The 15,682-nt window shown below is 39.2% G+C and carries 12 protein-coding genes and 2 pseudogenes; 9 read left to right on the forward strand and 5 right to left on the reverse strand.

Annotated features, from left to right (window positions below; genetic code table 11):
* Window positions 1-323: 323 nt before the first annotated feature.
* The 6 genes and pseudogenes from glmM to hpsP all read left to right on the forward strand — a co-directional run bounded on the left by glmM (window position 324) and on the right by hpsP (window position 6,748).
* Window positions 324-1,799, forward strand: a complete 1,476-nt coding sequence (gene glmM / locus NOS7524_RS00075; RefSeq protein WP_015136413.1) for a phosphoglucosamine mutase — start codon at window positions 324-326, stop codon at window positions 1,797-1,799.
* Window positions 1,800-2,020: 221 nt separating this feature from the next.
* Window positions 2,021-2,794 (forward strand): glycosyltransferase family A protein, encoded by a 774-nt coding sequence (locus tag NOS7524_RS00080; RefSeq protein ID WP_015136414.1) that lies wholly within the window; start codon window positions 2,021-2,023, stop codon window positions 2,792-2,794.
* Between the two features lie 8 nt (window positions 2,795-2,802).
* The gene (hpsL, locus tag NOS7524_RS00085) at window positions 2,803-4,467 is read left to right on the forward strand and encodes a hormogonium polysaccharide biosynthesis protein HpsL (RefSeq protein WP_015136415.1); all 1,665 of its coding nucleotides are present in this window, start codon (window positions 2,803-2,805) and stop codon (window positions 4,465-4,467) included.
* A gap of 58 nt (window positions 4,468-4,525) precedes the next feature.
* A pseudogene (locus NOS7524_RS30505) lies at window positions 4,526-4,627 on the forward strand (hormogonium polysaccharide biosynthesis glycosyltransferase HpsN); the annotation flags it as partial.
* Window positions 4,626-5,465, forward strand: a pseudogene (locus NOS7524_RS00090) (glycosyltransferase); the annotation flags it as partial. The pseudogenes NOS7524_RS30505 and NOS7524_RS00090, both read left to right, overlap by 2 nt.
* Window positions 5,466-5,557: 92 nt before the next feature.
* Window positions 5,558-6,748 carry a hormogonium polysaccharide biosynthesis glycosyltransferase HpsP gene (gene hpsP / locus NOS7524_RS00095; protein WP_015136416.1) on the forward strand — a complete coding sequence of 397 codons (1,191 nt, stop codon included), beginning with the start codon at window positions 5,558-5,560 and terminating at the stop codon, window positions 6,746-6,748.
* Here hpsP and NOS7524_RS00100 read toward each other — a convergent pair.
* From NOS7524_RS00100 to NOS7524_RS00115, 4 genes are all read right to left on the reverse strand, one after another.
* Entirely contained in the window at window positions 6,745-7,866 is a 1,122-nt protein-coding gene (locus NOS7524_RS00100; protein WP_015136417.1) for a substrate-binding domain-containing protein, read from the reverse strand. The two genes, hpsP and NOS7524_RS00100, sit on opposite strands and share 4 nt — an antisense overlap.
* A 1-nt stretch (window position 7,867) precedes the next feature.
* Window positions 7,868-8,422, reverse strand: a complete 555-nt coding sequence (locus tag NOS7524_RS00105) for a hypothetical protein (RefSeq protein WP_015136418.1) — start codon at window positions 8,420-8,422, stop codon at window positions 7,868-7,870.
* A gap of 85 nt (window positions 8,423-8,507) precedes the next feature.
* Window positions 8,508-9,233 carry a hypothetical protein gene (locus NOS7524_RS00110; RefSeq protein WP_015136419.1) on the reverse strand — a complete coding sequence of 242 codons (726 nt, stop codon included), beginning with the start codon at window positions 9,231-9,233 and terminating at the stop codon, window positions 8,508-8,510.
* Window positions 9,234-9,279: 46 nt separating this feature from the next.
* Window positions 9,280-10,992 carry a VWA domain-containing protein gene (locus NOS7524_RS00115; RefSeq protein ID WP_015136420.1) on the reverse strand — a complete coding sequence of 571 codons (1,713 nt, stop codon included), beginning with the start codon at window positions 10,990-10,992 and terminating at the stop codon, window positions 9,280-9,282.
* Window positions 10,993-11,356: 364 nt separating this feature from the next.
* On the opposite strand from NOS7524_RS00115, the gene NOS7524_RS00120 reads away from it, so the two are divergent.
* The 3 genes from NOS7524_RS00120 (at window position 11,357) to NOS7524_RS00130 (ending at window position 13,365) form a co-directional block, all read left to right on the forward strand.
* Window positions 11,357-11,995: a peroxiredoxin gene (locus tag NOS7524_RS00120; RefSeq protein WP_015136421.1), complete on the forward strand. Its 639-nt coding sequence runs from the start codon at window positions 11,357-11,359 to the stop codon at window positions 11,993-11,995.
* A gap of 153 nt (window positions 11,996-12,148) precedes the next feature.
* Window positions 12,149-12,733, forward strand: coding sequence for a Uma2 family endonuclease (locus tag NOS7524_RS00125; RefSeq protein WP_015136422.1), 585 nt, complete (start codon window positions 12,149-12,151; stop codon window positions 12,731-12,733).
* 47 nt (window positions 12,734-12,780) lie between these two features.
* On the forward strand, window positions 12,781-13,365 hold the full coding sequence (locus NOS7524_RS00130) for a Uma2 family endonuclease (protein ID WP_015136423.1): 585 nt from the start codon (window positions 12,781-12,783) through the stop codon (window positions 13,363-13,365).
* A gap of 46 nt (window positions 13,366-13,411) precedes the next feature.
* On the opposite strand, the gene NOS7524_RS00135 is transcribed toward NOS7524_RS00130, so the two are convergent.
* Entirely contained in the window at window positions 13,412-15,619 is a 2,208-nt protein-coding gene (locus NOS7524_RS00135) for a dynamin family protein (protein WP_015136424.1), read from the reverse strand.
* Window positions 15,620-15,682 lie beyond the last annotated feature (63 nt).

Consider the following 15,682-nt stretch of genomic DNA (forward strand, 5'->3'; position numbering starts at 1 on the left):
CCCAAGATCGCACTGCCTCACCAACGCACTGCCTCCCCTATGCCCTAAAAAATATCCAGTTAACCCTAGTCAATAACGCAATCAGAGTTTAAACTGAGGAGCATCAAAATCGAAAAAGTACCTTTATATCAAAACTTTACAATAAATTGATAGCTTTTCAGTGAAATTACTGGAAATATGCCTTTGGGAAATTTTTTCTCCTCAGAAAAATAACTATCATGAAGACAAAGTAAAGGGTATTTACTAGGATTTGTTGAATCTAAATAGTTGAATAACTTGTAAAGTGATAATTTCCAGTGTGAGTGTGCGGGGTGTTTAAGCTTATGGTTTCATCAATAACTCGGAATCAAGGTGACATTCGAGTAGTTTCTGGTACTGAATCTGAGAAATTGGGGAAAGAACTGGAGAGGTATGAGGCGCTAAATTTACTATCTCTACCAAACAATCCTCTATTTGGTACGGATGGGATTCGTGGCAGAGTAGGAGAATTACTGAGTGCGCCTCTAGCATTGCAAGTGGGTTTCTGGGCTGGTGTAGTTCTACGTACCCACGCGAATCGAGTCGGGCCAGTGATTCTAGGACAGGATTCTCGCAACTCCAGCGATATGTTAGCAATGGCTGTGAGTGCTGGGTTAACAGCTGCGGGTATAGAAGTTTGGTATTTAGGATTATGTCCGACTCCTTGTGTTGCTTATCTGACTAGCAGCAGTGAAGCTATCGGTGGAGTAATGATTTCCGCTAGCCATAACCCACCAGAAGATAATGGGATTAAAATTTTTGGCGTAGATGGTGCTAAGTTACCTCCAGCTTTGCAAGCTGAAATTGAAACTGGACTACGTGGTAAGACGACATTCATTGACAGTGTGAGCCATTACGGCAGACATTACTCACGTTGGGAATTAATAGGGAATTACGGGGAAGCGTTAAAACAACCCTTGCAGGCATCTGGGAATCTTCAAGGCATCAAGATTGTTTTAGACTTAGCTTGGGGTGCGGCCGTTGGTTTAGCACCTTCAGTATTTGAACAAATGGGAGCAGAAGTCATTTGTTTGCATAATCAAGCAGATGGCGATCGCATTAACGTTAATTGCGGTTCTACCCACCTAGAAATTTTGCAAGCAACTGTGCAAGAACATCACGCCGACTTAGGTTTTGCCTTTGATGGTGATGCCGATCGCGTCTTGGCAGTAGATCACACAGGCCGCCCAGTCAATGGTGATTACATTCTCTACCTCTGGGGACAGCACCTCAAACAACAGCAACAACTGCCAGATAACCTGATTGTCTCCACTGTCATGGCCAATTTAGGGTTTGAAAGGGCATGGCAACAACAGGGTGGTCAATTGATTCGCACGGCTGTAGGCGACCAATATGTGCAAGCCGAAATGCTAAAGACTGGGGGAATGCTCGGCGGCGAACAGTCTGGACACATCCTGTGCCGTCACTATGGGATTACCGGAGATGGTTTGTTAACAGCTTTACATTTAGCTAGTTTAGTGAAACAGGCTGGTGTTTCCTTAGCGGAATTAGTGGATCAAAGCTTTGAAACCTATCCCCAATTATTGCGGAATGTCCGAGTTGTAGATCGCGATCGCCGTTTGAGTTGGCAAAATTGCGAGCCGGTGCAACAGGCGATCGCCTCTGCGGAAGCCGCAATGGGTGATGGTGGCAGAATTTTAGTCCGCGCTTCTGGGACAGAACCAGTCATCAGAGTAATGGTAGAAGCTGCCAATGCTGAACTAGCTAACTATTGGACAACAGAACTTGTAGCGCAAGTGCAACAACACTTGGCCATTTAATCAAGGCTGAAACATTCTTTGTCTTAGGTTTTACAGGGCATAGCATTGCTATGCTCTGACTGAATATCATTTTTATATACAAAACTTTAATGGCATCTTTTATCTATTTTTTACACATTAGTTATATTTCCTTACGGAAATACACTGTAACTAAACATTTTTATCAATATTAATTGTTATTATCTAAGTATTATTGTTTACGTAAATACACAGGTAATAATATGCTTGTTTTTGTGATGCCGCTCAAAAGTCAGAAAGCTTCTAAGTCTTGGCAGCGTGTTACACAACTTTTTGAAAGAAGCCTGAAATCAGCTTGTAATCAAACCTCATCTAATTTTCATGTGATTGTTGTTTGCCATGAAAAACCAGAAATAGATTTTCAGCATCCCAATGTCACCTATGTTCAAGTTGATTTTCTACCTGCAAAAGCCAAAAATTCTACAGTCACAGGAGCAATTGATAAAGGACGAAAACTATTGAAAGGAGTAGCTCTGGCTCGGCAGTTTTCTCCTACTCATATTATGCCCATAGATGCTGATGATTGTGTCAGTCAAAAATTAGCAGAGTTTGTAGAAAAAAATCCCACAAGTCATGGTTGGGTTGTCAATAAAGGTTATAAATATCAGGAGGGTAGTCAACATATTTATATTAAAAGACGAAATTTTTATCAGATGTGTGGGACTTGTAATATTATTCGTTATGACTTGACTTATTTGCCAGAGAATCCTGAATATGATCGTGATTATGGATACTATAAATTTTATATAGAGCATGGCAAAGCCAAGGCTAGCTTGTCCGAACAATCAGTATTTCTAAAATCATTACCATTTCCAGGTGCAGTTTATATCTTAGAGACAGGAGAACATCTTTTTTATAATTCAACAAGATTGAATTTTAGCATTTTCAATCGGAAGAAATTAAATCAAGCAATTGAAAATGAATTTGGCTTGCACAAATTACAGGAGCGCCAATTAATTTATCAATCAATAAATTAAATTTTTATATGCCAAAATTAAAATCAAAATCACCCCGTTCTAAAAAATCAAAACAGCAAGAAAAATCTAACACTCCTACTCTAAGTATTAAGGAACAGTTAGCCCAAAAGCGCAAAGCAGCCCAAGCACGAAAAGAACTCATTAGCGTGCTGACTACTGTCTCGTTTGTCAGTATCTTTGTGGGAATTGTAGCTTTTGCCGTAGCAGGAATTAAGGTAGCGATTCCTAGTGTTTTAGGGATCATTATCATGTCTCTTTCTTACAAATACCCCCGTATAGCTCTTTTCGCTTTTTTAGCCTACGTACCATTTGGAGGAACCATAACCTACTACATTGGTAACAGCCCTATACTGCAATTGGCAAAAGATGCTTTCTACTTTCCCGCTTTAATTGCCATTTGGCAAATGTGTCGCCAGAAAAAACTACCTTTAATTGTCCCCCCAGCAATTAGAACGCCACTATTTATTTTATTTGGTTTATGTATGCTAACTCTTCTGTTCATCAATGGTGGACAGCAATTAAATCCACCCAGCGTGGGACTCCTCGAACAAGCTAGTAATGAAATACCTATTGGTATAGGTATTCTGGGGTTAAAAGTATTTTTAGGCTATGTACCATTAATTGGCTGCACTTACTATTTAATTCGCAACAAACAGGATTTTCTATTTCTATCCCGCTTACAGATTAGCCTCATCCTCATCTGTGGAGTATTAGGTATTATTCAATACTTACTTTTATATACCGGAGTCTGTGAAGGTACTAGAAACGCATCGGGAGCTGACTTATTTAAAGCCACACTAGAAGCCCGATGTTACTTTGGTGGTTCCTTAGTTTATAGTCCAGACCAAGGGGTGATTCGTCTACCAGGAACTTTTGTCGCTCCTTGGCAGTGGGCATGGTTTTTAATTGCCAGCACCTTTTTTACCTTTGCAACAGGTTTCTCTGATCCTTCCATAATTTGGCGGATTGTCAGTCTAGGCTCTATGGCTACGGTGTTTATTAATGCAGTTGTCTCTGGACAGAGAATTGCTCTTGGGCTAGTACCAACTTGTTTTGTAATTTTACTATTCTTGACTGGTCAAATTGCTAACCTGAAACGATTTATTCCCATTGGTATAGGACTGGCTGCTATCTTGGGAATTGCGATGGTGACTAACCCTGATGTCGTCCAAGAGAGGACGGATAGTTTTTTTGGTCGTTGGTCAGCTTCACCACCTCAAGAGTTTATTGTCCAGCAATTTGAGGAGAATTGGCGAAGCGTAGATACTCCCATCGGTAGTGGTTTGGGTCGAGCGACAAACTCGGCGCGAGCTTTGGGTAGAACTAAGTTAGTGGAAACTTACTACCCTAAAGTCTTATACGAAGTGGGAATTGTAGGATTACTGGGTTTTGTGGCTTTAGTTACTACTCTCACAATCGTAGCCTTTAAAACTTATCGATCCATAAAAAACCGTAATTTCCGAACTTACGGCGCAGCTTTATGGGTGTTTATATTGTTTATTAGTTACAACACTTACTACTACCCTCTAGATGTCGATCCAGTAGCTGTGTATTATTGGTTCTTTGCGGGAGTATTGTTTAAACTACCAATCATAGATAAACAAGAGAAGGAAAACGAAAATCCTCAAGCAACAAAAATTAAGAAAAAAGGATTACAAGCAAAATTTTTCTAGATTCCACTCTTACAGGGTAAGAAAAGTATCAACAACTTAAATTGAGTATGAAAGTAGTATGAGTAATTTGCCTTTGGTTTCCGTAATTATACCAACCTACGGACGAGAGGAACCGCTACGGGATAGCATTATAGATATGTTAAATCAAGACTATCCCCATGTTAGGACTGAAGGCGAAAAATATCTTTTTCACTTGGTGGAATTTACCTTACGAATTAAAATTACCAGTCGCTTTATTGGAAAAATATAACCTCAATCACAGTCATGGTATTATCTCTGGTAATCAGGATGGGGCTGACGTTTTAAAACAACGGGGTTATAAAGGTGCAATTAAAGTTATGCCGCAATTGGGTGTAGATGAAACTCTGTTTAAACCTCAAGCACAACCAGAGTTGGCGGCTAAATTGGGAATTAAATCTAATGATTTTGTTGTGGGGTTTGTAGGGCGGTTTGTTCCAGAAAAAGGATTATTAACTCTTGTAAAATCATTAATTATTTTACAAAATAAACCTTGGAAGTTATTACTGCTTGGACGCGGCATTTTAAAAGAGGAATTAGTTAAATTAGCAGCAGAAAATAATCTTCAAGATCGGGTGATTTTTGTAGAGAGTGTTCCTCATGATGAAGTCACCAACTATATTAATTTAATGAGTACATTGGTATTACCTTCAGAGACTACATACCAATTTAAAACTCTAACTTCTGTTGGTTGGAAAGAACAGTTTGGTCATGTACTGATTGAAGCAATGGCTTGTAAAGTACCTACGATTGGTTCTGATTCTGGCGAAATACCTTATGTAATTGGTGATGCTGGTTTAATATTTCCTGAAGGTAACACACAAGCTTTAGCTGATTGTTTATTACAACTAATAGAAAAACCGGATTTGGCTGATAAATTAGGTGAAATCGGTTATCAAAAAGTTATGAATCAGTATACTAATAAAGCTTTAGCAAAGCAACAATTTGAGTTTTATCAGGAATTGGTTAATGGTCAATAGTTATTAGTCATTAGTTGTGAAATGAATATATAGGATTCATATTTAATTTTTACGAAGCTAAATAGACCTCTAATCAATAAAAATTAAATAAAATGAAAATTTTACAGATTGTTCCATCTATTTCTTTAGTTTATGGTGGCCCTAGTCAAATGGTGTTAGGACTAGCCCCTGCTTTGGCTAAAGAAGGGGTACAAGTTACGGTACTGACCACTGATAGCAATGGTGATACTGGTCAAAAACCTCTGGATGTACCTTTAAATGTTCCTATCCCACAAGATGGTTATGAAATTATCTATTTTCGCTGTGCGCCATTTCGTAGATATAAATTTTCTTTGGATTTACTAAATTGGTTAAAAATCCACGCCAATAAGTTTGACTTGGCACATATTCATGCTTTATTTTCTCCTGTTAGTAGTGCGGCGGCGGTTCTGTGTAGTCAACAAACACTCCCCTATATTTTACGTCCATTAGGAACGCTTGACCCGGCTGACTTAATGAAGAAAAAGCAATTGAAAAGGCTGTATGTAAACATTATTGAACGTCGCAATTTAGCTAAAGCAGCCGCAATTCATTTTACCAGTGAGCAAGAAGCAAAAATCTCGGAAAGATTTGGTGTAGCTACAAGAGATTTAGTAATTCCTTTGGGTGTGATTCCTCCTCAATCTTCGTCCCAAAATGGAAGAAATCTAGTCAGTATTAAGTTCGGTATACCAGAGGATGTTCCTTTGGTGCTGTTTATGTCACGACTTGACCCCAAAAAAGGTTTAAATTTGTTACTTCCAGCACTAGAAAAGCTTCTAGATTTGGGTAATAAGTTTCATTTTGTTTTAGCTGGTGCAAGTCCCCAAGACCCAGATTATGAACAAAAAATCAAAGACAAAATTGCTAATTCATCTTTAAAACAGCACACTACTATTACAGGTTTTGTCAGTGGTGAATTGAAAGCTAGTCTACTACAAGCGGCTGATTTATTTGTCTTACCTTCCTACTATGAAAACTTTGGTATTGCTGTAGCTGAGGCAATGGTAGCAGGAAAACCTGTTGTAATTTCCGACCAAGTGCATATTTGGGAACAGGTGCGTGATAGTGAATCTGGTTGGGTAGGAACAACAGATGTAGAATCTTTGGTAGGCTTACTGCAAGAAGCTTTACAAAATCCCCAAGAATGTCAGCGTCGGGGTTTCAATGCGAGAAATTATGCCTTAGAAAATTTTAGCTGGGATGCGATCGCTAAACAAACTATTCAAGCCTATCAAGCAATTATCGCCAAGCAGTTAAATTAATTTGCTCTTTCCCAAACACGCTGAATTTCTCTAATTATCTGAGTGTTTGGTGGTGGTATGGTTTGGACAGTGGGTTTAACTTCTGCCCCAGGGATATTTTGAGTCCAGGGACTATTCGGTACAGTTTTTAAATCAACCGCATTATTCACCGGACGGAAACCATACTGAACTAGGATTTCTTGCTGTGCAGGTTGTGTCAGAAACTCTAAAAACTTCCTAGCTGCATTTGCTGTTGAATTATCAACATCCCGGCGGACAATTGCGGCTGTAGCAATAGATTCACTTGTAGGATTTAAATAGTAGATTTGGTAAGGTTTACCTTGATTAGCAGTTGACTGTTGCCAACGATAGAGGGCTATACTTTCATATACTGTAGCCACATCTGCATCGTTGGGACCTCTAGCAATAAATTCTTGTAGGAGAATATCTGTAGACCGGGGTGGCTGATAAACTGATTTTTTCACTAACCCAAACAACGATTGCACAGATGGGTTATTAAAACTATTTTGGTTGATGTTTGCACCTAATTTTGCTTGTGTCCACAGGTTCAGCGTTACCTGACCACTATTAGAACGAGTGGGGTCTGTGGTGACAAAATCAAAGCTACCCCAGTCATTAGCACCACCGACTTTTCCCCAATTACTAGCTTGCATTGCTTGTTCAACTTTTTGCCATTGGAAACGTCCATCTGGGAACAGGACTTTACCTCGTTGTGGCCAGGCAATGGCTACGAGTAGGGTTTTAGCGATGGGTGTGGGAGAATCATAAAACGGGTTGGTGTTGTTGGTGGCTCGTAAGCGATCGCTCAATTCTGCTAAAATTTCTCCATTGGCAGGAATTAACACCGCAGCTTTAAAATCATTCTTCTGGTCAACATAATTGTTAACCATCTCTTGAGAACCCTGAAATTTGAGTTCCAATTTAATATTCGGGTTTTCCTGCTCAAATTTTGCTTCTAATTTTTGCAGTGGTTCTTGTAGTTCTGTACCACTAACAACTACCACAGTTTGCTGTAAACCAGGAATTGGGGCGTAAGTTAAACCTAATGTGGCTAGGATAATCGCGACAGAGGTAAAAACTTGATTTTTACGGTTAAATTTAGTTTTTTTGGATTTCATATTATTTTGTTTTGCGGTAAAAGTGACTAACGGTAACTACCATCACGATAAACATAATCAGAGTAATGAAAGTGAATAAAACAATCGAAAATACAATAATAATGTTGAGACCTACCCAGGTTGTGAGAAAATTTAAAGCACTAAAATAAGTATCTTTAACTGTAATTTCTAGTGATGATTGACCAGTATTATTTAGTAGTATTTCCAGGCGTTCTTTATCTGCTAATGCTGCCTTTAAATTACTCCCGTAAAAATATCGATTTTCTTCTTGATTATTAGTTTGGAGATCAATATAAGTCCCTTCAGGTAAATCTTCTTTAAAAACATACTCTTCTACTTCCACACCCGTTAACCTAAATGATGTAGGTGCATTTGACCACAAACCATATAAATGGCTAACCTGCTGCTGACAGTTAACATGATTAGGTTCAATTCGTTGACATTTTAAGTTAACTGACTTACCAAGCGTCAATATCAACATTGGTATAACTATCAATGATTCTCCAATGATGACAGCAAAGGTAAACTTTTTGAAATGGCTGTTTTTTTTCTTCATTTATACAGTAGAAAACAGAAATAATAGTCACTTGTGATATAGTTTCGTTCTTAAAATTTATCCCTCATCTACCTACACAATAAAGTTATTGTCGTACTACTAAATCCAGGTTCTCTGTAAGGCTGCTTAGTTCATCAGCAACTAATTGTAAACCATTAATTTGTTCAGAATCAGTTAAATCAGACGTACGTAATCTGGTTTGCAATTTTTGCAATACACCTGAAAAATTTTGTATTAAAGTAGCAATATTAATAATCCTGGCTAGACGACTATCTTCACCTTCTTGTGCTAACTGTATATTGTGTTTGAGACTCTCTGCTAATTGATTGAGATGTCGTTGAGCTACCCCAGAACTAGAGGGCAACTTCTTTTGTACTTCTGTGAGTTGCTGTTGTAAAGCCTCGATAGAAAGGAGTGAATTGGTATGATGTAGATTAAACACTAATGCGTCAATTTTACCTGGAAGTTCGGTGGCGCGATCGCAACTCATTAAAACCGTTGTCAAAAGTTCCACCTGAAAAGTATCAGTTAATAACCTCTGTACCTCTAAACGTATGTCATTAGCTTGATTAGCCAAAGCCAAAGCCGAAGATTTAACTGTTAATATTTCCCGTTCCAAAGCTGGATTATCTAACTCTAACACCTCACCTTCACGAGACTTTAAAAAACTAGCACCAGCCACCGCCACACCACTCGCCACAGGTATCATCACCAAACTAGACAAATGTCCCAACCGCACCCCAACAAACAGAGTCAAACCCCCAACCAAAACAGCCCCCGGATAATACAACGGATTAGCTAACTTCACCATAAAAAACTCCGCGCCCCTTTGCGCTTCCCTCAGCGTACCTTTGCGTTTAAAACTCCACCTGCAAATCAGACATTAACCTTGCAATTGTTTCTGGATTACCCTTAGAATAATACCCCCCATTTAACTCTGCAATTTTCTTCAAAGCATCAGGATTAAACTCACCTTCCTTACCATAACCAACCGTAAAAAAGCCGATTCTTTGGTCAGTAGAAAACCCACTTTTTTGCAATTCACTTGATAGCTGGTCTAAAGAAATTTGTGAACCAGAATCTTCCCCATCTGTTAAGATTAAAACCGCATTAATCGCATCTTTACGCCGATTTTGTTGTAACCAATTGCGAGCGTAAATTGCCGCATCGTATAAATTTGTCCCACCATCAGCCCTGAGTCCACTAATAAATTGCAAACCGCGATCGCGCCCTTCGGGTGTACCATCTACTAACACTGGGGGACGAATCTCCGAATCAAAGTCTATAAGGGCAATTTGCTCCTTAACGCCCAAATTCTTAATGTAATTTAATAAAGTATTCTGTACGGCGGGTAATTTATTTCCCTCCATTGAACCAGAAGAATCAACAACTACCACCACTAGAGAAGGTTTCTTAGAAGCTTCTTGCCAAGATTTCAACATAGCATCTACCACCTCTGGTTTAGGTGGTCGGAGAGAATCATACTTAGCTTGAGATTCCACACCAAAATCTGGGGAAAACTTTGCACCTAAAGCTACACCGGGAGTTCCTGGCCTTAAACCTAAATCAGTGGCAATTTTTTGAGTTTCCGGCGATCGCCAATAAGTGATAAACTTCTGGGCAGCTGCCTTCTCATCCGCACTCACCCAAGGCGCATTCGGTATAATCGCCCGCATATTAGATGTAAACGTTGCTTTCGGATACACGGCTGTATAACGCTGCTGTCCTGGTTGCAAGCTAGAATTAGCGGTAATCACACTAGACTCGTACACAGACCCCACAGAAGCCCAAAACGGGCCATTTTTCACCATCGCTTGGGCAAGAGAATTAGTAGACACCCCATAACGGGTAATTTTGCTTTGAATTTGCTGAATTTGTGGCTGAAACTTCTGTACATCAGCAATAGTCAACTCTTCAGGACGCTTACCCGATACACTGGCATATTGAGCTACCAGTGTTTGTAAACCGGAATTAGAACGCGTCGGTGCAGTGTGGACATAGTTCACTGTTAACGCCGGTGCGCTGGGGTCAATATCTTTATGAGTTTTCGCTGTCACCAAAGCTTGATAAGGATCAGCAACTTTTCTCAGACCTTGAGCTACATCTGACTGCGCCATAAATACCATTGGGGTATTTGCTATTAAGGGTGCATCGGTAATGTCAGGAATATAATTTTGCCCTGGGAACAGTTGGTTAATGCGGTAAACTAGCTGATTGTGATATATATCTCCATCCAAAGAAATAATCGTCGGTAATTCCACTGCATCCGCTTGCAGAGTACCATTTTTCAATTGAGTAGCGGAATTAACTACCGTGGTTACTACGTCCCCGCTACCCTGTGCTTCACAACTTACCCGAAATTCTGTCCCAGAATCTAACTTTGGTTGGGTAGCATTAAAATTATTTGCGGCTTGGGTGCAAAAATCACCCAAGGCACTACCCACCAAAAGTTTTACTTTCAAACCCGTAAATTTATCATCAGAGTTGGCATTACCATTACAAGCTGTTAGTAATAGTAAACCAAAGGCTGCTGTCAAACGTGTAATTGACCAAGACCCTATGAGACTCATGTATTTAGAAGGGAATGGGGAATAGGGAAGAAACTGCTTAGATTTTCACTCAGTTTTGTCAAAAGTCAAATAAGAATCTTCGATAACTAATTCCAGATGATCAAGTACCTCTACAAACCACAAATCCTAGTGAGGCTATTCCCGAAAAAGTATCAAATTATTTCATTGTTAAGAAAAAACAAATACATTGTATTTGTGCAATAATCAGAATTCGTCAGTGATTGTTCCCCATCTGGAACAACTTTTTAGATGCTGAAAAGTTAAAATTTTGTTACAAAGCACTAAAAGCCGATGGGGAAACCGATGTTGTGTCATAACGACACGGTAAAATACATAAGCCTTATTTAACTACAGGGAATCTTATATGGCTCTCCGTCTTGGTGATACAGTACCCAACTTTACACAAGCGTCTACACATGGCGACATAGATTTTTACACATGGGCTGGTGATAGCTGGGTAGTGCTGTTTTCTCACCCTGCTGACTATACACCAGTTTGTACAACTGAATTAGGTACAGTTGCCAAACTCAAACCAGAATTTGACAAGCGTAACGTCAAAGCGATCGCTCTCAGTGTTGATGATGTAGAATCTCATAATGGCTGGGTAGGCGACATCGAAGAAACTCAAAGCACTACTCTCAACTACCCCATTTTGGCAGACGCAGATCGTAAAGTTTCCGACCTTTACGACATGATTCACCCCAACGCTAACGCAGCTGTAACAGTGCGTTCCGTATTTGTCATTGATCCCAACAAAAAACTACGTCTTTCTTTCACCTACCCCCCCAGCACCGGACGTAACTTTGATGAACTGTTGCGGGTAATTGATTCACTGCAACTTACCGATAACTACAGCGTAGCCACCCCTGCTGACTGGAAAGACGGCGAAGATTGCGTAATTGTACCTTCCCTCAAAGATCCAGAAGTATTGAAAGAAAAATTCCCCAAAGGCTACAAAGAAATTAAACCCTACTTGCGGATGACTCCTCAGCCTAATAAGTAATGAGTGCTGAGTTTTGAGTGCTGAGTGAGAATTACGACTCAGCACTAAGTGGATAAATTTTTAATTCAGTTTGTATATGAGACGCAAAGCTTTATCTTTGCGTTTTTTTGTATTTACGTAAAAATGGAAAATAAAGTCAGCTGTTGAAATATTATGCTGTCATCTTCCTTTGTGATACAAATGCCGCCATCAATGCAAATGACAGACGAACAATTCTTTGATTTCTGTCAAGTGAATCGAGATTTACACATTGAAATGAATCAATTCGGAGAAATTTCAATTATGCCGCCTACGGGTTCAGAAACAGGAAACCGAGAGTTGAATATTGCCTTACAGTTAGGAGTGTGGACAGAAAAAGACGGTACAGGTATCGCTTTTAGCTCCAGTACAGGATTTACGTTATCCACGGGTGCAAAACGCTCCCCTGATGCTTCCTGGATGAAATTAGAGCGGTGGAATGCTTTATCATTGGAACAACAACAGGTATTCGCACCCATTTGTCCTGATTTTGTCATTGAACTGCGATCGCCTAGTGATAATCTCCAGCCCCTAAAAGATAAAATGGCAGAATATATGCAAGAGCCAGGGGTACAGTTAGGTTTTTTAATTGACCGCAAACACCGCCGAGTTTATATTTATCATCCTCATCAACCAGAAGAATGTTTAGAAAATCCTGAGACAGTTAGTGGTGAAACTGTCTTACCTGGATTTATTTTGAAAATGAGCAAAATCTGGTAAAGCAATATTTGCAACAGACTATCTGAGAGAGCAATTATAGAGGTAATATGCTGTCATCACCCTTGCTAATTCAAATGCCGCCATCAATGCAAATGACAGATGAACAATTCTTTGATTTCTGTCAAGTAAATCGAGATTTACGCATTGAGCGCAATCAATTAGGAGAAATTTCAATTATGCCTCCTACGGGTTCAGAGACAGGCAATCGAGAGTCTAATATCATAGGGCAGTTGTGGTTATGGTCAGAACAAAATGGCACAGGAATAGCCTTTAGTTCCAGTACCGGATTTAAGTTATCAACTCGTGCAGAACGCTCTCCCGATGCTTCTTGGATTAAATTGGAAAGGTGGAACACTCTGTCGTCTGAACAAAAACAGAGATTTGCACCGATTTGTCCTGATTTTGTCATTGAATTGCGATCGCCCAGTGATAATCTCCAGCCCCTAAAAGATAAAATGGCAGAATATATGCAAGAGCCAGGGGTACAGTTAGGTTTTTTAATTGACCGCAAACACCGCCGAGTTTATATTTATCATCCTCATCAACCAGAAGAATGTTTAGAAAATCCTGAGACAGTTAGCGGTGAACCTGTCTTACCAGGATTTTCCTTAAATATGTCTAAAATTTGGTAGTTATATTATTATCCTAAACGAACGTATTGTCTATACCCCTACACCCTTATTTAGCAGCAGATAATACCGTATAAGCTTCATTAAATAAACGCATTTTTTCTTGAGCTTGTTTTTGCATCTGCGGTTGATTGACAAATAAATCTGGATGCCATTTTTTAACTAAGGTTTTATAAGCTTGTTTAATATCAGCTAAGGCTGCATTTTGCGGTAATCCTAAAATTTTATAAGCGCGCGCAATTTTATCTTTTTCGGCTTGGCCTTGGGGTGGTTTAGGTGCTTGCGTATTTTGACTTGTTTGCTGCTTACTATTCTGAAAACCAGGAGAACGCATTTCAGCTTTCATGCGTGCTATTTCTTCATCCATTTCCCAGTTACGAAACTTTGCTTCTAATTCTGCGGGATTGGGTGACGGAGTAGTTTTTGGTGGCGGTGGTGGTGAATAAACTTGCTGTTTTGGAGGCTCAACTTTTTTCTCAGTAGTTTTAGCTGTATTCTCCTGTTGTGGTGGACGAGTATAAACCCGTTCTTGTTGTCGTGGTTGAGTTTGACTAACTTTTGGTGTTTCTGTATAAGGTTGATATTTAGCAGGAATTTTGACTTTTTCTAATTCAATTAGTAATTGATTAAATCCTTGTTGCAATCGGCGTAATTCTTCACGTTTTCTAGTCACTTCTTGGGTTTCTTGCGGGACTTTAAAGATAATGACTTTTTCCGCTTGGCGTTCAAACTCAGATAATATTGATAAAGCTTGACTACTAAATTGAGATAAATAGTCTTCAGTTGCGTTTATACAAAGTTTAGCAACTTGCTGATGATATGATTCATTAACTGATTTTTCTTCCTGCTTTTGAATATTTTTATTTAATACATAAGAAATACTCCCAACTACAGCCGCACCAACTGGCCCGCCTAATAACCAACCAATTCCACCACCTACAGCCATTGCTCCAGGTTCACTTAATAGTTCGGTATTATCTGGCTTTGAAGGTAAAGTAATTTGTGGTTCTGGGGGGAAAGAAATTAATAAATCTTCTGGACGTTCTTCTTTGAAAAATTCATAAGCTTGATACAGCCATTTCATTACACCTAACTGTAATTCTATGAAGTCTTTTTTGAGTTTACTTGTTTGCCAAGATTTAAAATTATTTTCTGCTAGTGCTACAGCCGCATCAGCTTGATACTTAGCTAGTAATTTTGGTAGAGATAACCAATCTCTTAATTCAGCTAGACTATTATTAAAGCCTTGCTTGATGAGATTTTGCGCTTTTTGTTTAATTTCTATTTTAGCATTTTGTTTCTCATCAAAAGGTTTAAACTCATTAGCGATAGGGTCAATTTTATTCTTTAATGATAATTGAATTTGGGATGCGATCGCCTGCACTCTTGGCAACCTCACATCACCCCGATTTTGTTGTAAAATACTCACTATATTTTGCAAAGCTGTCTCAAAAGCCACTAAGCCGCTACTACTAGCCGCACCTACATCACCCTTTAATCTAGCGCGTAAAGCCGGTAAAGCATCCACACGATATAAATTACTAAAACCCGGAGGTAATTCTGCGCGGAAACTTTCTGCAACAAACCGTAGTCGGTTCTGCACTTGTTTTTGTTCTTCCGGGTCAAGTAAATTAATAAAATTAGCAACAAAAATAACTGTTTTAATATTCCTATCTAATAACCAATCTCGTAAATTTTCCCGTTCACCCAAAGTCATCAACTTACGCGCATCTAGTAACTGCACAACTAAATCAGCACTCAATAGTTGTTCTCTCACTAAATTATCTTGCTCATCCCTATCATTAGTTCCTGGTAAATCAATAAGCTCCACACCAGTTTCTAAAAAAGTATGGGGACAAAAAACCTCAACAGATGCTACATCTTTACGCATCTGTCTATCACCATCTAGAATTGCATATTGTTGTAAAACTTCCGTCCCACTGCGATAAATTTCCGTACCATCTCGCAACATGATGCGAGTTCTGACATCAGAACCATACTTCACAGTAATTGCTGCACCTGTAGTGGGAATTAAATCTATAGGTAAGGCGCGAGTGCCTAAAATAGCATTTAACAGAGTAGACTTACCATGATTAAAAGGGCCAAAAACCGCAATCCTAAAATTAGGATTAGTCAAATAATTGCCAACATTAATTACATCACGATATAGCTGTGAATTGCGTTCCAAACCCAGCAAAGTAGACGCAGATTTAAGAACCGCTACTAAATCTTGATATCTCTCATCCTGTTTTTGCATACTTCCTTAAATCTCTGCGTCACTCTGCGTTAATCTCTGCGCTCCTCTGCGTTTACAAACTCC

The organism is Nostoc sp. PCC 7524, assembly GCF_000316645.1.
In the GTDB taxonomy this organism is placed as follows: domain Bacteria; phylum Cyanobacteriota; class Cyanobacteriia; order Cyanobacteriales; family Nostocaceae; genus Trichormus.